Origin of the sequence: Micromonospora sp. CPCC 205546 (genome assembly GCF_036902715.1) — a bacterium.
Classification (GTDB): domain Bacteria; phylum Actinomycetota; class Actinomycetes; order Mycobacteriales; family Micromonosporaceae; genus Micromonospora.
On record NZ_JBAKHL010000004.1, the window covers coordinates 339674 to 358281 of the forward strand.

The window sequence follows — 18608 nt, forward strand, 5'->3', positions numbered from 1 at the left end:
GATCCCGATCCCACGAGGCGGGCGGCACCTCCCGAGGGCGGGAGCCGACCCGCCGCCCCGGCGGAGGAAACGGACGCGGCCCAGGAGGCGGGGCGGGCGCTCGCGGCGGGCGGGAACGCCCGCGCCGGCGCGGCGGTGGGAGGCCGGCCCGGGTGAGCCTGGTAACCCCGGTGCGGGGTGCCTGCCGATTCGCCGTCCGACGCTGACACAATGGCGGCATCGTGACCGATATGTTTCCCGCCGGATCCGGCCGCTACCCGGCCGACGCACCGGCCTCCGAGGCCCTGTTCGACCGCGCCAAGGCCATCGTGCCCGGCGGGGTGAACTCCCCCGTGCGCGCGTTCCGTGCCGTCGGCGGCACGCCGCGTTTCATGGTCCGGGGGGAGGGACCCTGGCTCCACGACGCCGACGACCGGCGCTACGTCGACCTGGTCTCCTCCTGGGGCCCGCTGATCCTCGGCCACGCGCACCCGGCGGTCGTGGACGCGATCAGGTCGGCCGCCACCCGGGGCACCAGCTTCGGCACCCCCACTCCCGGCGAGGTCGAGCTGGCCGCCGAGATCGTCGACCGCACCCCGGTCGAGCAGGTCCGGCTGGTCAACTCCGGCACCGAGGCCACCATGTCGGCGATCCGGCTGGCGCGCGGGTTCACCGGCCGGCCGCGGATCATCAAGTTCTCCGGCTGCTACCACGGGCACTCCGACGGCCTGCTGGCCGCCGCCGGCTCCGGCGTGGCCACCCTCGGCCTGCCCGACTCGCCGGGCGTGACCGGCGCGGCGGCGGGCGACACGATCGTGCTGCCGTACAACGACGTCGCCGCCGTCGAGCAGGCGTTCGCCGCCGAGGGCCGGCACATCGCCGCGATCATCACCGAGGCCGCCGCCGGCAACATGGGCGTGGTCGCCCCCCGCGACGGCTTCAACTCCCAGCTCGCCCGGATCGCGCACGCGCACGGCGCGCTGCTCATCGTCGACGAGGTGATGACCGGGTTCCGGGTCTCCCGCGCCGGTTGGCACGGCCTCGACCCCTCCGACGCCGACCTGTGGACGTACGGCAAGGTCATGGGCGGCGGGCTGCCCGCCGCGGCGTTCGGCGGGCGCGCGGAGATCATGGAGCGGCTGGCCCCGGCCGGCCCGGTCTACCAGGCCGGCACGCTCTCCGGTAACCCGCTGGCCTGCGCCGCCGGCCTGGCCACGCTGCGGCTGGCCGACGACGCGCTCTACCGCAAGCTCGACGACACGGCCGCCGTCGTGGGCCGGCTCGCCGCCGACGCGCTGGCCGCCGCCGGGGTCCCGCACCGGCTGTCGTACGCGGGAAACATGTTCTCGATCTTCTTCACCGACGCCGACGTGGTCGACTACGACAGCGCCCGCACCCAGCAGGTGCCGGCGTTCAAGGCGTTCTTCCACGCGATGCTCGCCGGCGGCGTCTACCTGCCGCCGAGCGCCTTCGAGGCGTGGTTCGTGTCTGCGGCGCTGGACGACGCCGCTCTGGAGCAGATCGCCGCCGCCCTGCCGGCGGCGGCCAACGCTGCGGCAGCGGCGGGTCACGGGGGGTAGCGTACGGTGAGCAAGACGGTGGTCCACGTGCTGCGGCACGGCGAGGTGCACAACCCGGACGGCATCCTCTACGGCCGGCTGCCGGGCTTCCGGCTCTCGGAGCTGGGCGTGCAGATGGCCAAGGCCGCCGCGCAGGGGCTGGCCGAGCGGGAGGTCGTGCACGTGGTGGCCAGCCCGCTGGAACGCGCCCAGCAGACGGCCGAGCCGATCGCCGCGCAGTTCGGGCTGCCGGTCGGCGTGGACGAGCGGCTCATCGAGAGCGCCAACTGGTTCGAGGGCAAGAAGGTCTCTCCCGGCGACGGCTCGTTCCGCGACCCGCGCAACTGGTGGGTGCTGCGGGACCCGGTGACCCCGTCCTGGGGCGAGGCCTACCGCGTCATCGCGGAGCGGATGTTCGCCGCCCTGCACGCTGCCCGGGTGGCGGCCGAGGGGCGCGAGGCCGTGCTGGTCTCGCACCAGCTGCCGATCTGGACGCTGCGCCGCCACGTGGAGCGCAAGCGGCTCTGGCACGACCCGCGCAAGCGCCAGTGCGGGCTGGCCAGCCTCACCTCCTTCCACTTCGACGGAGCCAAGGTGGTCGGCATCGGCTACTCCGAGCCGGCCGCCCACCTGATCGCGATGTCGCCGACGGCCAGGACGGCCAAGGGGGCCTGATGAACGCCCGGAGATGGACCGCGGGTCTGCTCGCCGCCGCCGTGACGGTGGCGCTGGCCGGCTGCTCGTCGCGCGACGGCGAGGAGGCGTGCGACAACTCCGGCGGCATCATCGAGTGCGCCCCCGACCAGCGGTCGGCCGCCCCGAAGCTCGCCGGTGAGCTGCTCACCGGCGGCGACCACGACGTGGCGAAGGCCCGTGGCCAGGTCGTGGTGGTCAACTTCTGGGGCTCCTGGTGCGCGCCGTGCCGGGCCGAGGCGGACGACCTGGAGAACACCTACCAGGCCACCAAGGGCTCCGGCGTGACCTTCCTGGGCATCAACATCCAGGACCAGCGGGACAAGGCGCTCGCCTTCGAGGAGAGCTTCAAGGTCACCTACCCGAGCCTCTTCGACCCGCCGAGCCGGCTGGCGCTCGCCCTGGACATCCCGCCGAACACCATCCCGGCCACCGTCGTGCTGGACCGCGACGGCCGGATCGCGGTGGTGATCCGGGCGGCGGTGAAGCAGGAGGGCCTGCAGCCCATCGTCGAGCGGATCGCGGCCGAGCAGCCGGCGCCCGCCGGTCCCCGCTGATGGGCGAGACGTTCTCCGAGCTCGCGCGGTCGGGCCCGCTGCTGCTCGCCATCGGCGCGGCGGCCCTCGCCGGGCTGGTCAGCTTCCTCTCCCCGTGCGTGCTCCCGCTGGTGCCGGGCTACCTGTCGTACGTCACCGGCCTCGCCGGCGCGGACCTCGAAACCCGCCGCCCGCGGGTGGGGTCGTCCCCTCCCGGCGGCGGCGGGGTGGCGGTGCGGGAACGCACCGAGCCGGCGAAGGTCGCGGTCAAGGGCCGGGTGCTGGCCGGCACGCTGCTGTTCATCGGCGGGTTCACCGTCGTCTTCACCGCCACCGCGATCCTCTTCGCCAGCGTCGGCCGGGTCTTCTTCGAGCACCAGCGGACGCTGGAGATCGTCATCGGCGCGCTCGTCGTCGTGCTCGGGCTGAGCTACGTCGGGCTGTTGCCGGGGCTGCAGCGGGAGTTCCGGATCCAGCGGCTGCCCGCCGCCGGGCTGCTCGGCGCGCCGGTCTTCGGCGCGGTCTTCGCGCTGAGCTGGGTACCCTGCGCCGGCCCGACCCTCGGCGCGGTGATGGGCATGGCCACCGCCAGCGGGCAGACCGACCGGGCCGTGGTGCTCGCCCTGGCGTACTGCGTGGGGCTGGGGCTGCCGTTCGTCGTCTTCGGGCTGGGCTTCGAGCGGCTGCTCGGGGTGTTCCGGGCGGTCCGGCGCAACAGCCGCTGGGTCACCCGGGTGGGCGGGGCGCTGCTGGTCCTGATCGGCCTCGCGCTGGTGACGGGCGGCTGGACGAACTTCGTGATCTGGTTGCGGACCATCGTCGGGGTGGGCGAGGTGAGCATCTGATGACCACCGTCGACGACCGGCCGGCGCCGCCGGCCGAGGCCCCCCGCCGCCGGCCCAACCCCCTGCTGGCCCTGCTGCGCAACTCGTGGCGACAGCTCACCAGCATGCGTACGGCCCTGATGCTGCTCTTCCTGCTCGCGGTGGCCGCCATTCCCGGCTCGGTGCTGCCGCAGCGCGGGGTCAACCCGGAGGACGTGCAGGACTACTTCACCGCGCACCCCGACCTGGCCCCGGTGCTGGACCGCATCGGCGCCTTCGAGGCGTTCGGCTCGGTCTGGTTCTCCGCCATCTACCTGCTGCTGTTCACGTCGCTGATCGGCTGCATCACGCCCCGGCTGCGCGACCACGTGCGGGCGCTGCGGTCGAAGCCGCCGGCCGCGCCGGGGCGGCTGGACCGGCTGCCCCAGCACGCCGTGCTGGCCGCGCCGGCGGGCGGCGCGGCGGCCATCGCCGAGACGCTGCGCCGGCGTCGCTGGCGCGTGGTGGTACGCGGCGACGAGGTCTCCGCCGAGAAGGGCTACCTCAAGGAGACCGGCAACCTGCTCTTCCACAGCTCGTTGGTGCTCGTGCTGGTCGGCGTCGCGCTCGGCTCCTGGTACGGCTGGAGCGGCAACAAGCTGCTGGTGGCCGGCGAGGAGAACGCGTTCTGCAACACCCGCCAGCAGTACGCCGAGAGCAAGCTCGGTCCCCGCGTGGACAGCGCCGACCTGCCCGGCTTCTGCCTCCAGCTCGACGACTTCGAGGCCCGGTTCCTGGAGTCCGGCCAGCCGGAGTTCTACAAGGCCAGGGTGACCGTGGACGGGGTCGACGGCGAGCGGCGGCCGGCCGAATTCTCGGTCAACTCGCCACTGCGCCTCGACGGGGCGAACGTCTACCTGCTCGGCCACGGCTACGCCCCGGTGATCCGCTACACCGACCGGTTCGGCAGGAGCCAGACCAGTCCCTTCCCGTTCCTGACCACCCGCGACGTCGGGCTGACCAGCGAGGGCCTGGCGGCCTTCCCCGACGTCAACGTCGACCCGGCCACGGGCACCCGCGACCCGGATCTCCAGATGGCCTTCTCCGGGCTCTACCTGCCGACCGCGCCGGCCGCCGCGCCGTTCAACCGTTCCGAGTACCCCACCGAGCGCAACCCCGCGCTGAACCTCGTCGCCTACCGGGGCAACCTCGGCATGGACGCCGGAATCCCCGGCTCGGTCTACGAGCTGAACCAGCGGCAGGTGCGCGAGGGGAAGGTCAAGGAGGTCGGCACGAAGCTGCTGCGCAAGGGCGAGACCTGGAAGCTGGACGACGGCACCACGGTCGAGTTCCTGGGCACCGAGCCGTACGTCACCCTGTCGGTCCGGTACGACCCCGGCTCGACGCTGCTGCTGGTCAGCTCCGCCATCCTGCTGGTCGGGCTGATGGGCTCGCTGTTCGGGCGGCGCCGCCGGGTCTTCTTCCGGGTGCTGCCGGCCGACCCCACGAGTGGATCTCCGACGGGCGGTAGTAGCTTGGTCGAGGCCGGTGGCCTGCCGCGCACCGACCATCCCGGGTTCGCCGACGAGTTCGCGCAACTCGTGGCCGCGATCGGCGGCGACGGGCGGTCGGACGACGAGGCCGGTGTCGACCGCGACGGCGGCGACCGGGCCGGAGCGCGAGAAGGAGCCGATTGATGTCCGCACTCTCCGACCAGCTGGTGTCGTTCGCGATCCTGGCGTACCTGATCGCGATGATCAGCCACGCCGTCGAGTACGCGCTCGGCAACGCCCGCGCCCGGGTGGCCGCGACGCCCGCCCGGGAGTTGGTCGGTGCCGGCGTCGGCGCGGCCGGTGGCGGCACCCCGGACGCACCCGCCGGGGCCGGCCCGTCGGCGGCCGAGCGCACCGCCCGGCGCGCCCGGCTGGCGGGCCTGACCGCCGTCGCGGCCACCGCGCTCGGGGCGCTGCTGCACCTCGGGGCGCTGGTCACGCGCGGTCTCGCCGCCGACCGGATGCCCTGGGGCAACATGTACGAGTTCGTGCTCACGGGCACCTGGATCGGGGTCGCCGGCTGGCTGGTGGTGCTCTGGCAGCGGCCGCAGCTTCGCCGCCTCGGGCTCTTCCTGTCGCTGGTGATGGTGCTGCTGGTGGCGACCGCCGAGCTGGTGCTCTACACCCCGATCGTGCCGCTGGTGCCGGCGCTCAACTCGTACTGGTTCGTCATCCACGTCTCGACGATCGTCTTCGCCTCCGGCATCTTCCTGCTGGGCGCGGTGCCGGCGGTGGCGTTCCTGATGCGCGCCGGCTACGAGCAGGGCAGGCGCAGCTTCCCGTACACCCTGGCGAAGCGGCTGCCGGCGGCGGCGGCGCTGGAGCGGCTGACCTTCGTGCTGCACGCCTTCGCGTTCCCGGTCTTCACCTTCGCGGTGATCGCCGGGGCGATCTGGGCCGAGGCGGCCTGGGGGCGGCCGTGGGCCTGGGACCCGAAGGAGACCTGGTCGTTCATCTCCTGGGTGATCTACGCCGGCTACCTGCACGCCCGGGCCACCCCGAGCGTGAAGCGGAACGTGGCGACCTGGCTGGCCATCGCCGGTTTCCTCACCATGCTGATGAACCTCTTCGGCGTGAACATCTTCTTCGAGGGCCTGCACTCGTACGGCGGCCTCGACTGAGCCGACCCGCTCGCCCGGGGACGGTCCGCGTCCGCTGCAGCGGACGCGGACTGCTCGTCGCCCGCCCTGGGCTCGAGACCGCCGCGCCAGACCTCGATGTGGCCGTGCCGGACCTCGGCGCCGACGCGCAGCCGGGCCCCGGCCAGCTGCCGGACCCGCCGGGTGATGTCGAAGCGTCCTGATGCCCCAGAGGTATTTATATGCCCCACAGGCATCGTCGTTCCGGCGGCAGTGGTTGGCCCGCTCGACGCAGACCCAACCGCTTGAACCACGTCTCAGGCTCGGAGCCGGAAAGACGCGGCGGGGCGGTCACGCCGCCCGCCCGCTCCCGGCTCCGAGCAGGTTCCACACGGGAAACCGCGCCTCGGTCGCGAACGCCGGGGACCGTGGTCAGCCGCCGAACCAGCCGGGCACGTCGAGGCGGAAGAGGTTGGCCGGAGTGACCGCGCGCAGGTCGTCCTCCAGGGCGGCGACCCGGTCGGGGCCGAGGGTCGCGGCCCACCGCTGCCGGAGCTGGTCGAAGACGGCCGCCGAGCGGCGCAGGCCGTCCAGGCCGTGCGGGGTGGCCCGGACCAGCTTGCGTCGGGCGTCGCGCGGGTCGTCGGCGCGCTCCAGGTAGCCGAGGGCGACCAGCCGGTCCACCGTCTTGCCGGCCGCCTGCTTGGAGACGCCGAGTCGCTGGCCCAGCTCGGTGGCGGTGGTGCCGTCGCCGCCGACGGCTTGGAGGACGAAGCCGTGCAGCGGCCGCAGCTCCGGGTGCCCCTGCCGGGCCAGTTCCGCGTGCAGGTCGTCGATGAGCGTACGGAAGCCGGCCAGCAGCAGCAGGGGCAGCAGGAAGCCGGGCCGGTCCGGTTCAGCCGTTGCCACGTTCGACAACCTTGTTTACTATTTCGACAGCCACGTTGACGATCCTACGTCCACCCGCGGCGCGCCGCCGATCGGGCCGCGCCGGCCCTCTCCGACCCCGAGAGCAGGTCTCCCGTGCCCCCGTTCACCGCGCACACCGCCGACACCGCACCCGCCGCCGCCCGGCCGGCCATCGAGGGCGTACGCCGCAGGCTCGGGCACCTGCCCGCCGCGGTCGGCCTCATGGCCGAGTCCCCGGAACTGCTCACCGGGTTCCTCACCGTCAACGGCATCTTCGAGAATTGCGCCCTCGACCCGGTCGAGCGGGAGGTCGTCGTCCTGACGGTCGCCACCCGCAACGAGTGCCACCTCTGCGTCGCCATGCACACCGCCGTCCTCACCCGGCACGGCGCGACGCCCGGGCTGATCGACGCGCTGCGCGCCGGCGCGCCGCTGCCCGACGACCGGCTGGAGGCGCTGCGGCGCTTCACCCTCGCCGTGCTCGACCACCGGGGCGCGGTGCCCGAGGACGGTGTCACCGCCTTCCTGGCGGCCGGCTACCAGCCCCGGCACGCGCTGGACGTGGTGCTCGGCGTCGGCACGTACACCATCTCCACCCTGGCCAACCGGCTCACTGGCGCCCCGCTCGACCCGCCCGTGGCCGCGTACGCGTGGGAGCCGGCCTCCCTCGTCGATCCCGTCCCGATCCGGGGCGGGCGCGGGGGGCCGGTCAGCCGAGGGTGACCGGGGCGGCGTCGTTGCTCGGATCGTCCGGACGCGGGTGGTTGTGGGATACCCGAAGCCCGAAGCGACCGGGTCGTTCCCGCGCCGCCTCCGGGTGGATCGCCGGTGTCACACCACCCGGCGTGGTCGCCGCCCAGGTCGGTACGGGAGACTGGCAGGCATGGCGGCTCGTGGCTTCCCGTACACCGATCTCAAGGACTTTCTCGCGGCGCTGGAGCGCGCGGGCGAACTGCGGCGGGTGAGCGCCCCGGTCGATCCCACCCTGGAGATCAGCGAGATCGTCACCCGGACGGTCCGCGCGGGCGGCCCGGCCCTGCTCTTCGAGCGGCCCACCCGGGGCGAGATGCCGGTGGCGATCAACCTCTTCGGCACCGAGAAGCGGATGGCGATGGCGCTCGGCGTCGAGTCGCTGGACGAGATCGGCGAGCGGCTCGGCAACATGCTCAAGCCGGAGCTGCCGGTGGGTCTCTCCGGCATGATGGACGGCCTCGGCAAGGTCAGGCAGCTCACGTCGATGCCGCCGAAGAAGGTCAGGACCGCGCCCTGCCAGCAGGTGGTCTACCGCGGCGACGACGTCGACCTGGACCGGCTGCCGGGGTTGCAGGTCTGGCCGGGCGACGGCGGGATCTTCCACAACTTCGGGCTCACCCACACGAAGCACCCGGAGACCGGCAAGCGCAACCTGGGGCTCTACCGGTTGCAGCAGCACTCCCGCAACAGCATCGGCATGCACTGGCAGATCCACAAGAACTCCACGGCGCACCACGCGGTCGCCGAGCGGCTCGGGCAGCGGCTGCCGGTGGCGATCGCCATCGGGACCGACCCCGCGGTGGCCTACGCGGCCAGCGCCCCGCTCCCCGCCGACATCGACGAATACCTGTTCGCGGGGTACCTGCGCGGCGAGCGGGTCGAGATGGTGGACTGCCTGACCGTCCCGTTGCAGGTGCCGGCGCACGCGCAGGTCGTCCTTGAGGGCTACGTCGAGCCGGGCGAGCGCCTCCCGGAGGGCCCCTTCGGCGACCACACCGGCTTCTACACGCCCGTGGAGCCCTTCCCGGTGATGCACATCGAGTGCATGACCACGCAGCGCGATCCGGTCTACCACTCGATCGTCACGTCGCAGCCGCCGCAGGAGGACCACGGCCTCGGCAAGGCCACCGAGCGGATCTTCGCGCCGCTGCTGCGCTTCCTGATCCCGGACATCGTCGACTACGACCTGCCCGCCGCCGGCGTCTTCCACAACTGCGCGATCGTGTCGATCCGCAAGCGCTACCCGAAGCACGCCCAGAAGGTGATGAACGCCATCTGGGGCGCGCACATGATGTCGCTGACCAAGCTGATCGTGATCGTCGACGAGGACTGCGACGTGCACGACTACAACGAGGTCGCGTTCCGCGCCTTCGGCAACGTCGACTACGCCCGGGACCTGCTGCTCACCGAGGGCCCGGTGGACCACCTCGACCACGCCTCCTACCAGCAGTTCTGGGGTGGCAAGGCGGGCGTCGACGCGACCCGCAAGCTGCCCGAGGAGGGCTACACGCGGGGCTGGCCGGAGGAGATGCGGATGGCCCCCGAGGTCGTCTCGCTGGTCGACAAGCGCTGGAAGGAGTACGGCATCTGATGGCCACCGCCGTCGAACCGGCGCAGCGGCCGGGCCGGGTGAAGTCCTTCCTCAAGCTCGTGGCGATCGAGCACTCCGTGTTCGCGTTGCCGTTCGCGTACCTGTCGGCGCTCACCGCCATGCAGGTCGACGGGGGGCGGGTCCGATGGCTGGACCTGCTGCTGATCACCGTGGCGATGGTCGGCGCGCGGACGTTCGCCATGGCCGCCAACCGGATCCTGGACCGCCGGATCGACGCGCGGAACCCGCGTACCGCCGGCCGGGAACTGGTCACCGGGGCGGTCAGCGTGCGGACGGCCTGGACCGGCGCGGCCGTCGCGCTCGTGGTCTTCCTCGCCGCCGCCGCCCTGCTCAACCCGCTCTGCCTGGTGCTCGCGCCGCTCGCCGTGGTGCCGCTGGTCGTCTACCCGTACGGCAAGCGGTTCACCAACTGGCCGCACGCCATCCTCGCCGTCGCCCAGGCCGTCGGGCCGGTAGGCGCCTGGCTGGGCGTCACCGGCACCCTCGACGGCTCCTGGCCGGCCTGGCTGCTCGGCGTGGCCGTCGGCCTCTGGATCGGCGGGTTCGACCTGATCTACGCCTGCCAGGACGCCGAGGTCGACCGGCAGATCGGCGTGCACAGCGTGCCGGCCCGCTACGGGCTGCGGTTCGCGCTGCACGCCTCCACCGTGGCGCACGTGGTGACGTTCGCGCTGTTCCTCTGGTTCGGGGCGCTGGTCGGCTTCGGCTGGCTCTGGTGGATCGGCCTGGCGCTGACCGCGCTCGCCTTCGGCTACCAGCACCTGGTCATCAGCCCGAGCGACCTGAGCAAGGTCAACCGGGCCTTCTTCACCGCCAACGGCTTCGTCGGCATCGCGCTGTTCGTCTTCGCCCTGCTCGACCTGGTGATCCGCCTCGGCCTGCGCGCCTGACCCGGGCCGTCAGGAAGGGGCGGCGTCGACGAGGCACCCCTGCGGGCCGCCGTAGCGGGTGCTCTCCACGGTCCAGTCCACCGTGGCGCGGACGGCGTTCGCCACCCCGTCGAGGTGGTCGGCGACGGCCCGGTCCAGCGCCGGGCCGAACGACGGCACCGCCGCGCGCAACTCGACGAAGCGCCGCATCGACGCGCGCCAGCGCTCGGCCGTCAGGCCGATCGCGGTCTCCACCGGCACCCGCCGCTCGGCCGCGGTCGCGAGGACGAGGTTGTGCCCGCCGGCGGTGGCCGCGTCGCGCTCCAGGGAGGCGAGGTCGTTGTACCAGGAGAGCAGGTCGTTGCCGGTGTCGGCGATCTCGCGCAGCAGCGGGTGGTGGTGGACCGGCTCGGGCAGCGGACGCCCGGTGACGAACTCCACCAGCGGATAGGCCACGTACGCGGCCGAGGTGGCCCGCCGCAGCGCGACGTACTCCGCGACGCCGGGGCGGCGGCCGGCCGCCTTGTTCGCCGCCTCCCGCCACGTGCCGTCGAGGTGGTCGGCGACGGCCCGGGCGAAGCGCAGCCGCCAGCGGGCCGGCATCCGCCGGCGTGGTTCCCGCCACCCGTGCGCCAGCAGCCGCCGCAGCGGCCCGGTCAGGCCGGCGTGCCGGAGCCGGGGGCCGGCGTGCAGCAGGGTCAGCGTCCCGGCGCGCAGCGCCCGGATCTGGTCGGTGCCGAGCCGGCCCGGCCCGTCGCACGCGTCGTCGACCAGGAAGAACCAGGTGAACAGGGCCGCCAGCACCCGCAGGTCCGCCTCGGCGGCCCCCGGGTAGAGCCGGCCGGCGTACCGGGCGACGCCCGCGCGCGCCAGTCGTCGCGGCGCCCCGTCGTCCGCCGCCAGTCCGAGGCGCGGCAACAGGTCACCGACCAGCCACCCCTGCACCCGGTCGGCGTACGGCGAGAGCCGGGGCGGGATGGGGCACTCGGACCGCAGCGATCCGAGGATCTCGCCGGTCGTCACCGATTCCTCCCGGATGAGACTCGCTCCCACGCGAATCGCACCGGCAGCATGTCAGGCCGGCGGGACGGACGCGTTCCCGCCCGACATCGCGCCCGCGCCGGGACAACTGACTCCGGAGAGGGACATCACGGGCGTTCGCGGCCGGGGTGCCCGACGCGGGGAGGGGGCGACCAGGCAGGCTGGAGGCATGCGCGAACCATGGGTGGTCGGAGTCTCCGGAGCGTCCGGCACGCCGTACGCGGCGGCCGTCGTGCGGGCGCTGCTCGACGCCGGCGAGCCGGTGGACCTGATCGTCTCCCGGGCCGCCCGGCTGACGGTCCTCGACGAGACCGGACGCCCGTTCCGGGACGGGCACTGGGCCGAGGACCTCGCCGCCTGGCTGGGCCGCGACCTCGCGGGAGCCGACGTGCGGCACTGGCCCGCCGGCGACCTGGCCGCCGGCCCGAGCAGCGGCTCCTACCGGGTACGCGGGATGGCGGTGGTCCCGGCGAGCACGGCGGCCTGCGCCGGGATCGCGATCGGGCTCTCCAAGGACCTGTTGCAGCGCGCCGCCGAGGTCAACCTGAAGGAGCGCCGGCCGGTGGTGGTGGTGCCCCGGGAGACGCCGGTGACCCGTAGCCACCTGGAGCACCTGATCGCGCTGCACGACGCCGGGGCGGTGGTGCTGCCGGCCAGTCCCGGCTTCTACGGCGCGGGGGCGGCGGCCTCCGCCGGGCAGCTCGTCGACTTCGTGGCCGGCAAGGTGCTGGACGCCCTGGGCGTACCGCACACGCTGTTCCGTCGCTGGTCGGGTGAGCTGGGCGTGGCGCGGGACTGATCCCGGCCCGGCTCACCGGGACGCGGACCGGAGCCTGCGTCCGGTCCGCGCGAAGATCCGCACCATTCAGTACATGCCGGCGTTGGCCGGGCCTGGCCCGGTCGAGGCGGCCGGCCCCGCGTTGCGCGGTTTGCCGACGTCTTCCGCCTCGTCCAACATGCCCTCCCCCTCAAGCAGGGCCCGCACCTCGGATTCCCGAAACCGGCGATGCCCGCCTGGAGTCCGGATGCTGCCTATCCGGCCCGCCGCTGCCCATCGCGTCACAGTCTTCGGGTCAACCCGAAACAGCGCGGCAACTTCACCCGGTGTCAGCAGGCGATCTCCAGTGTCCACAGCCCCCTCCTCGCGTCGACGAAGCCCCCGGCTGAACACACTGCCCCCGGCCGGTGCGAGCCCAGAGCCGTCATGAGGGACGTATGGCAATTACAGCACCAGCGACCTGGCCTGTCCGCCAAACGCGAAAAACGCACTGAGTGGGAAGTTAGGAAATATTACCTGCGGACGGCTCCTTTGACGGTGGGTTTGCGAACGACTACACCCTGTCATGTTCAACGCCCGCCGGGCGCCCGACGTTACGCCCGGACCGCTAGGGTCACAGACCGTGGACGCCATCGACCTGAGCCTCGTGGAGCTGCTACGCGGCAACGCCCGCCTGTCCTACGCCGAGCTGGCCCGGCAGGTCGGCCTCTCCGCGCCGGCCGTGCACGAGCGGGTCGGCAAACTGGAGTCCAGCGGCGTCATCCGCGCCTACCGGGCGGAGGTGGAGCCCGAGGCCATCGGCTTCGCCGTCACCGCGCTCATCGGGATCGTCGAGGACTCCGGCGGCGACACCGACGACGTGCTGGAGGCGTTCCGGCTGATGCCCGAGATCGAGTCCTGCTACTTCATGGCCGGCGTCGAGTCGTTCCTGCTCAAGGCCCGGGTCGGGACCATCGCCGAGCTGGAGCGGCTCATCGTGCGGCTGAACCGCACGCCCGGCGTCGCCTCCACCCGGACGGGCATCGCGCTCTCCACGAAGTGGGAGAACCGCCCGCAGGCCCCGGTGCCCCCCACCGCCTGACCCGCGCCGCCGACCCCGGTCGCCGTACCTCCGCGTCCGGCCCACGAAGCCCGTCCGGCCGGCCCTGGTGCGCGGTGGCCGGGCGGCGATACCGTGCGCCGATGACGAAGCCAGCCCCCGCGACGGCGGTGGTCACCGGCGCGGCCGGCGGTCTCGGCCGCGCCATCGCCGCCGCGCTGCACGCCGACGGCTGGCCGGTGCTCCTCACCGACCACGACGACCGGGCGGCGGCCCGTGCCGCCGCGCCGCTGGGCGGCTGGTCCCGCCCGCTGGACGTACGCGACGAGGACGCCTGCGCCACCGTCGCCGCCGAGGCCGCGGGCCGGGGCGGGCTCGGCCTCTGGGTGAACAACGCCGGGATCCTCGTCACCGGCCCCTCCTGGGAGCACGACGCGGCGACCCGCCGCCGGGTGATGGAGGTCAACGCCCTCGGCGCGATGAACGGCACCCTCGCCGCGCTGGCCGTCATGCGGGAACAGGGGCACGGGCACGTGGTCAACGTCGTGTCGCTGGCCGGTCTGGTGGCCGCGCCCGGCGAGACCGTCTACGCCGCCAGCAAGCACGCCCTCGTCGCGTTCAGCATCGGCACCCTCGCCGACCTGCGGCTGGCCGGGCACCGGGGCGTACACGTGTCGTGCCTGTGCCCGGACGGGATCTGGACGCCGATGCTGCACGACCGGCTCGACGACCCGGGCGCCGCGGCCTCCTTCACCGGGACGCTGCTCACCCCCGAACGGGTGGCCCGGCGGGCCGCGCGGCTGGCCCGGCGGCCCCGCCCGGTGGTCAGCGTCCCCCGTTGGCGCGGCGCGCAGGTCCGGCTCCTCGACGCGCTGCCCGGCGCCGCCGTGCGGCTCGCCCCGCTCATCCTCGCGGCCGGACGGGCCGGTCAGCGCCGCCAGCGCCGCCGGACTGGGGCAGGTCTGGACTGAGCGTGCTTGCTAGGTTACGAGAGTGACTCATCTCGACCGGTGCGACGAGGCCAGCCGGCGCTGGATGACCGAGGCGGTCGCCGCCGTCGAGGCGGACGCCAACCGCTCCGCCGACACCCACCTCCTGCCGTTCCCCTTGCCCCGGGCGTGGGGGATCGACCTCTATCTCAAGGACGAGTCGGTGCACCCGACCGGCTCGCTGAAGCACCGCCTGGCCCGCTCGCTCTTCCTCTACGGGCTGTGCAACGGCTGGATCGGCCCGGACACCACGATCGTCGAGGCGTCCTCCGGCTCGACGGCGGTCTCCGAGGCGTACTTCGCGAGGATGCTGGAGTTGCCGTTCATCGCGGTGATGCCCGCCTCCACCTCGCCGGAGAAGATCGTCCAGATCGAGTTCCACGGCGGTCGCTGTCACCTCGTCGACGATCCCGCCCAGGTGGTCGTCGAGGCCCGCAGGCTGGCGAAGGACTCCGGCGGGCACTTCATGGACCAGTTCACCTACGCCGAGCGGGCCACCGACTGGCGGGGCAACAACAACATCGCCGAGTCGATCTACGCGCAGCTCGCCCTGGAGCGGCACCCGGTGCCGGCGTGGGTCGTGGTGGGCGCCGGCACGGGCGGCACCAGCGCCACCATCGGCCGGTACGCCCGCTACCAGCGGCTGCCCACCAAGCTGTGCGTGGTCGACCCGGAGAACTCCGCCTTCTACCCCGCCTGGCAGGCCGCCGACTGGTCGGTGCGCACCGGGCAGGGCTCCCGCATCGAGGGGATCGGCCGACCGGCCGTGGAGGCCTCGTTCCTGCCGTCCGTGGTGGACCGGATGGTGCAGGTGCCCGACGCCGCCTCGCTGGCCGCCATGCGCGCCGGTTCGGCCGTGCTCGGGCGCCGGGTGGGCGGCTCGACCGGCACCAACCTCTGGGGCGCCTTCGGGCTGATCGCGGAGATGCTCGCCGAGGGTCGTACCGGCTCGGTGGTCACCCTGATCTGCGACGCCGGCGACCGCTACGCCGACACCTACTACGCCGACGACTGGGTTGCCGCCCAAGGGCTCGACCCGACCCCGCACCTGGCGACCGTCGACCGCTTCCTCGCCACCGGCGCCTGGCCGGCCTGAGCCCGCTCGGCGCCTGGACGGGCGCGCTGTCCCCGTGCCGGCACGACCGGCGGCCGGGGTCGTCGGGGAGGCGCCGGCAGCCGGGTCAGCGTGGGTAGACGCGCTCGGCCAGGCCGGGATAGCGGACCACGTAGCCGTCGCCGTCGAGGTCGATGTCGGCGGTGAAGGTGTCGCTGGTGAAGCGGACGCGGTTCGGGCCGAGCGGGGTGTAGACCTGCTCGGCGGGCACCACCAGCAGGCTGGGCACCAGCACCCAGGCGACGTCGACGCGGTGCGGGGTGTCGACCGCGGCGCCGGTCAGCCCGAGCCGGTGCACCGGCAGCGTGTTGAACAGCGCCGCGCCGCCGAGGTCGACGTCCACCGCCTCGGCCAGCCGGCCTGGGTCGTCGGTGCCGGGCAACCCGACCGCCGGGTGGCCGGCCGCCCGCAGCGCCGCGTCCAGGTCACCCTGCTCGGCGGTGGTCACCCGCCACCCGTCGCTCACCCGCTCCAGGCGTACGCTCCGGAGCCACCCGGTGCCCTCCGCCTCCACCTCGACCCGGGAACTGGCCCACCCGGCGTCGGTGGTGAGCTGGTAGCGGCAGGTGTAGGGGATCGGGTCGACGGCTGTCAGCGTGCCCCGTGCCGTCAACCCGTGGTGGTCGTCGAACAGTGCGTGCTCCGCGCCGGCGGTGTCCGTCCGGGCCCAGAAGAGCGACTTCGGCAAGGTCGGCATGAGCCGGACGTTACGCGACCCGGCCAGTACCGGCAGCGGATGCGGAAACGCCGTCGCGGAGCCCGGGGCCCCGCGACGGCGTTTCGGATGACGCTGGTGATCAGTGGGTACGCGCCGGCGGTCGCCCGCCGAAGCCCCGCCGCTCGTCGCGCCCCCGGCCCTCGGACCGGAAGCCGCCCCGGTCGCCGTAGCTGCGGCTGTCGGTGGGGCGGTCGCCGTAGCGGCGTTCGCCCTGGGGGCGGTCGCTGTAGCTGCGGCTGTCGGTGGGGCGGTCGCCGTAGCGGCGTTCGTCCTGCGGCCGGTCACCGTAGCGGCGCTCGCCACGGGTGTCGCGGTCGCCGTAGCGGCGCGGGCCGCCCGGCCGGTCGCCGTGCCGACGAGGCTCCTCGGACTCGACGCGCACCGGGACACCGCTCGGCTCGCGGGCGCCGGTCAGCTCGGCGAGCGCCGGATCGCCGACCCGTACCCGGGTCTCGGCCGGCGCCACACCGGCCTTCTCCAGCATGGCGAGCGTGGTGCGCCGCTGCTTCGGCAGCACCAGCGTGGCCACCGCGCCCGACTCGCCGGCCCGGGCGGTACGCCCCGCACGGTGCAGGTAGTCCTTCGGGTCCTTCGGCGGGTCGACGTGCAGCACCAGCGAGACGCCGTCCACGTGGATGCCCCGGGCCGCCACGTCGGTGGCGACCAGGACGTTCACCCGGCCCTCGCGGAACTCGGCCAGCGTGCGGGTACGCATTCGCTGGGTCTTGCCGCCGTGCAGCCCGCCCGCCCGTACGCCGACGGCCGCCAACTGCTCGACCAGCCGGTCGACGCCGAGCTGGGTGCGGGCGAAGACCATCGTCCGCCCCTCCCGGGCCGCGATGGAGGCGGCGACCGGGAACTTGTCGTGCGGCGGGATCAGCAGCATGTGGTGGTCCATGGTGGACACCGAGGCGGTGGACGGGGCGGTGGAGTGCGTCACCGGGTCGGTCATGAACCGCCGGACCAGCGCGTCGACGTCACCGTCCAGGGTGGCCGAGAAGAGCAGCCGCTGGGTGCCGGCCGGCGTCTTCGCCAGCAGTTCGGTGACCTCGGGCAGGAAGCCCATGTCGGCCATCTGGTCGGCCTCGTCGAGGACGGTCACCTCGACGTCGTCCAGGTAGCAGACGCCCCGGGAGATCAGGTCGCCCAGCCGGCCCGGGGTGGCCACGATGATCTCCACGCCGCGCCGCAGGGCGTCGATCTGCCGGTCGTACGGCACGCCGCCGACGGCGGTCTTCAGGAACACGCCGACGGCCTTGCCGAGCGGCATGAGCGCGTCGTTGACCTGCATCGCGAGTTCCCGGGTGGGCACCAGGACCAGGGCCCGGGGGCGCAGCGGCCGGGCCCGGTTGCGGTCGGCCACCAGGGCGAGCAGGGGCAGGCCGAAGGCCAGGGTCTTACCGGAGCCGGTCTGGCCCCGGCCGAGGACGTCCCGGCCGGCGAGCGCGTCCGGCATGGTGGCGCGCTGGATCTCGAACGGGGTGGTGATGCCCTGCCGGGCGAGCGCGTGGACCAGCGGCTGGGGCAGCCCCAGCGCGGCGAAGTCGGTGGCCTCGGGCGTCACCGGGGCGGCCGGGTCCTGGGCGGTGCCGTCCTGCTCGGCGGCAATCTGCGCGTCGGCCGTGTCGAGGGCGGGCGTGAACGTGCTGGGTTCAGCAAAGGTCGTCAAGAAATACCTTTCGAGCGGGGCGCATCTTCGCGATGGCCTGCCGCAGCTGAACGCCGCCGAATCGCCCGCAAGATCGCCCATGGGCGCGCAGGGCGCGCCGGGTCAGTGATCCCCACCAGTGTACGGCGACGGGACGAACCCGCCACCGCACCACGGGGGTAGTGGGCGGGCTCACCATCGACGCCCCACGCGTTCACATGCTCAGGACGCCGCCCACCAGCCCACCCACGGTGTCGTTGGCGAGCAGCACGACCAGCACGCTGATCGCCACCAGCAGGCCCAGCGAGGCGGCCAGGACGAGCACCACCTTGGTCGTGCTGGACCGCTCCTCGGTGGGGGTCTCCGTCCAGCCCTGGGCCAGGATGTGCCCGGTCAGCGAGCCGGAGTTCTCGATCGGGTTGTTCGGGAACGAGACGGTGCTGAAGCCGGGGCCTTCGCTGCCGGCGCCCCCGCCGTAGAGGGTGCCCAGGTCGGGCCCGCCGTCGTAGCGGCGGGCGGGGGTGCCGTCGGTCCGCCCTGCGCGCGTGGCCGGACCGCCGCCGGAGCCACCGCCGAGGAGTCCGCCGCCGTCGGCGTGAGCGGTCAGCCGGCGCGCCTCGCGGGGCGCGGTGGCCGGCTCGGCACCACCGGGCCGGCGGTCTCCAGGGTTGGTCGGTGGCGGCCAGCCCGGCAGCGCGGGTGCGGGTACGACCGACGGCCCGGAGGCCGGCGGCGCGGAGGCGGGCGGCCCGGAGGCCGGAGGCGCGGAGGCCGGAGGCGCGGAGAACGGCGGCGCGGAGAACGGCGGCGCGGAGGCCGGAGGCGCGGAGAACGGCGGCGCGGAGAACGGCGGCGCGCTCGCCACGGGTCCCGGCGCCGGGGCGGCCGTGAGGGGTGGCGGCGGGAACGGCGGCGCCGGCGCCGGGCCGGGCGGGG

19 protein-coding genes are annotated in these 18608 nt (G+C 73.9%); 13 read left to right on the forward strand and 6 right to left on the reverse strand.

Going from position 1 to position 18608, the window contains the following annotated elements:
- Positions 1–221 precede the first annotated feature (221 nt).
- Genes hemL through ccsB form a run of 6 tightly spaced genes read left to right on the forward strand, consistent with a single transcriptional unit; the run spans position 222 to position 6244 of the window.
- Positions 222–1559 (forward strand): glutamate-1-semialdehyde 2,1-aminomutase, encoded by a 1338-nt coding sequence (gene hemL / locus V6U77_RS03650; RefSeq protein WP_334604709.1) that lies wholly within the window; start codon positions 222–224, stop codon positions 1557–1559.
- Positions 1560–1565: 6 nt separating this feature from the next.
- Positions 1566–2213 (forward strand): histidine phosphatase family protein, encoded by a 648-nt coding sequence (locus V6U77_RS03655; protein ID WP_334604710.1) that lies wholly within the window; start codon positions 1566–1568, stop codon positions 2211–2213.
- Positions 2213–2788, forward strand: coding sequence for a TlpA family protein disulfide reductase (locus tag V6U77_RS03660; protein WP_334604711.1), 576 nt, complete (start codon positions 2213–2215; stop codon positions 2786–2788). Before V6U77_RS03655 ends, V6U77_RS03660 begins: the two co-directional genes overlap by 1 nt.
- Positions 2788–3612, forward strand: a complete 825-nt coding sequence (locus tag V6U77_RS03665; RefSeq protein ID WP_334604712.1) for a cytochrome c biogenesis CcdA family protein — start codon at positions 2788–2790, stop codon at positions 3610–3612. The genes V6U77_RS03660 and V6U77_RS03665 overlap by 1 nt, the downstream gene beginning before the upstream one ends.
- Positions 3612–5267, forward strand: a complete 1656-nt coding sequence (gene resB, locus V6U77_RS03670; RefSeq protein ID WP_334604713.1) for a cytochrome c biogenesis protein ResB — start codon at positions 3612–3614, stop codon at positions 5265–5267. The genes V6U77_RS03665 and resB overlap by 1 nt, the downstream gene beginning before the upstream one ends.
- Positions 5267–6244, forward strand: a complete 978-nt coding sequence (gene ccsB / locus V6U77_RS03675; RefSeq protein WP_334604714.1) for a c-type cytochrome biogenesis protein CcsB — start codon at positions 5267–5269, stop codon at positions 6242–6244. Before resB ends, ccsB begins: the two co-directional genes overlap by 1 nt.
- A gap of 390 nt (positions 6245–6634) precedes the next feature.
- On the opposite strand, the gene V6U77_RS03680 is transcribed toward ccsB, so the two are convergent.
- On the reverse strand, positions 6635–7111 hold the full coding sequence (locus V6U77_RS03680) for a MarR family winged helix-turn-helix transcriptional regulator (RefSeq protein WP_334604715.1): 477 nt from the start codon (positions 7109–7111) through the stop codon (positions 6635–6637).
- A 114-nt stretch (positions 7112–7225) separates the two neighbouring features.
- Between V6U77_RS03680 and V6U77_RS03685 the strand changes: the two genes are divergently transcribed.
- From V6U77_RS03685 to mqnP, 3 genes are all read left to right on the forward strand, one after another.
- On the forward strand, positions 7226–7834 hold the full coding sequence (locus V6U77_RS03685) for a carboxymuconolactone decarboxylase family protein (protein ID WP_334604716.1): 609 nt from the start codon (positions 7226–7228) through the stop codon (positions 7832–7834).
- A 160-nt stretch (positions 7835–7994) separates the two neighbouring features.
- Positions 7995–9455, forward strand: a complete 1461-nt coding sequence (locus V6U77_RS03690; protein ID WP_334604717.1) for a menaquinone biosynthesis decarboxylase — start codon at positions 7995–7997, stop codon at positions 9453–9455.
- Positions 9455–10366 (forward strand): menaquinone biosynthesis prenyltransferase MqnP, encoded by a 912-nt coding sequence (gene mqnP / locus V6U77_RS03695; protein ID WP_334604718.1) that lies wholly within the window; start codon positions 9455–9457, stop codon positions 10364–10366. The genes V6U77_RS03690 and mqnP overlap by 1 nt, the downstream gene beginning before the upstream one ends.
- Positions 10367–10375: 9 nt before the next feature.
- On the opposite strand, the gene V6U77_RS03700 is transcribed toward mqnP, so the two are convergent.
- Positions 10376–11368, reverse strand: coding sequence for a terpene synthase family protein (locus V6U77_RS03700; RefSeq protein WP_334604719.1), 993 nt, complete (start codon positions 11366–11368; stop codon positions 10376–10378).
- 187 nt (positions 11369–11555) lie between these two features.
- Here V6U77_RS03700 and V6U77_RS03705 point away from each other — a divergent pair, with 187 nt between their 5' ends.
- Positions 11556–12185 (forward strand): UbiX family flavin prenyltransferase, encoded by a 630-nt coding sequence (locus tag V6U77_RS03705; protein WP_334604720.1) that lies wholly within the window; start codon positions 11556–11558, stop codon positions 12183–12185.
- Between the two features lie 66 nt (positions 12186–12251).
- Here V6U77_RS03705 and V6U77_RS03710 read toward each other — a convergent pair whose 3' ends face one another.
- A complete protein-coding gene (locus V6U77_RS03710; RefSeq protein WP_089002465.1) occupies positions 12252–12518 on the reverse strand; it encodes a BldC family transcriptional regulator in 267 nt (88 codons plus the stop codon).
- Between the two features lie 268 nt (positions 12519–12786).
- Here V6U77_RS03710 and V6U77_RS03715 point away from each other — a divergent pair, with 268 nt between their 5' ends.
- The 3 genes from V6U77_RS03715 to V6U77_RS03725 all read left to right on the forward strand — a co-directional run bounded on the left by V6U77_RS03715 (position 12787) and on the right by V6U77_RS03725 (position 15288).
- Positions 12787–13245, forward strand: coding sequence for an Lrp/AsnC family transcriptional regulator (locus tag V6U77_RS03715; RefSeq protein ID WP_334604721.1), 459 nt, complete (start codon positions 12787–12789; stop codon positions 13243–13245).
- Between the two features lie 101 nt (positions 13246–13346).
- On the forward strand, positions 13347–14174 hold the full coding sequence (locus tag V6U77_RS03720) for an SDR family NAD(P)-dependent oxidoreductase (protein WP_334604722.1): 828 nt from the start codon (positions 13347–13349) through the stop codon (positions 14172–14174).
- Positions 14175–14196: 22 nt separating this feature from the next.
- Positions 14197–15288: a PLP-dependent cysteine synthase family protein gene (locus V6U77_RS03725; protein WP_334604723.1), complete on the forward strand. Its 1092-nt coding sequence runs from the start codon at positions 14197–14199 to the stop codon at positions 15286–15288.
- A gap of 85 nt (positions 15289–15373) precedes the next feature.
- On the opposite strand, the gene V6U77_RS03730 is transcribed toward V6U77_RS03725, so the two are convergent.
- The 3 genes from V6U77_RS03730 to V6U77_RS03740 all read right to left on the reverse strand — a co-directional run.
- Positions 15374–16003: a putative glycolipid-binding domain-containing protein gene (locus V6U77_RS03730; protein WP_334604724.1), complete on the reverse strand. Its 630-nt coding sequence runs from the start codon at positions 16001–16003 to the stop codon at positions 15374–15376.
- Between the two features lie 100 nt (positions 16004–16103).
- Positions 16104–17633: a DEAD/DEAH box helicase gene (locus V6U77_RS03735; RefSeq protein ID WP_442934368.1), complete on the reverse strand. Its 1530-nt coding sequence runs from the start codon at positions 17631–17633 to the stop codon at positions 16104–16106.
- Positions 17634–17886: 253 nt separating this feature from the next.
- A partial coding sequence (locus tag V6U77_RS03740) for a hypothetical protein (RefSeq protein WP_334604726.1) occupies positions 17887–18608 on the reverse strand: 722 nt, incomplete at its 5' end.

What these genes read in the sequence shown, in the direction of transcription:
- V6U77_RS03690 (WP_334604717.1), top strand. Translation starts at nt 7,995, where the DNA reads ATGGCGGCTCGTGGCTTCCCGTACACCGATCTCAAGGACTTTCTCGCG.
- V6U77_RS03730 (WP_334604724.1), bottom strand. Translation starts at nt 16,003, where the DNA reads ATGCCGACCTTGCCGAAGTCGCTCTTCTGGGCCCGGACGGACACCGCC.
- ccsB (WP_334604714.1), top strand. Translation starts at nt 5,267, where the DNA reads ATGTCCGCACTCTCCGACCAGCTGGTGTCGTTCGCGATCCTGGCGTAC.
- mqnP (WP_334604718.1), top strand. Translation starts at nt 9,455, where the DNA reads ATGGCCACCGCCGTCGAACCGGCGCAGCGGCCGGGCCGGGTGAAGTCC.
- V6U77_RS03720 (WP_334604722.1), top strand. Translation starts at nt 13,347, where the DNA reads ATGACGAAGCCAGCCCCCGCGACGGCGGTGGTCACCGGCGCGGCCGGC.
- V6U77_RS03705 (WP_334604720.1), top strand. Translation starts at nt 11,556, where the DNA reads ATGCGCGAACCATGGGTGGTCGGAGTCTCCGGAGCGTCCGGCACGCCG.
- V6U77_RS03660 (WP_334604711.1), top strand. Translation starts at nt 2,213, where the DNA reads ATGAACGCCCGGAGATGGACCGCGGGTCTGCTCGCCGCCGCCGTGACG.
- V6U77_RS03665 (WP_334604712.1), top strand. Translation starts at nt 2,788, where the DNA reads ATGGGCGAGACGTTCTCCGAGCTCGCGCGGTCGGGCCCGCTGCTGCTC.
- resB (WP_334604713.1), top strand. Translation starts at nt 3,612, where the DNA reads ATGACCACCGTCGACGACCGGCCGGCGCCGCCGGCCGAGGCCCCCCGC.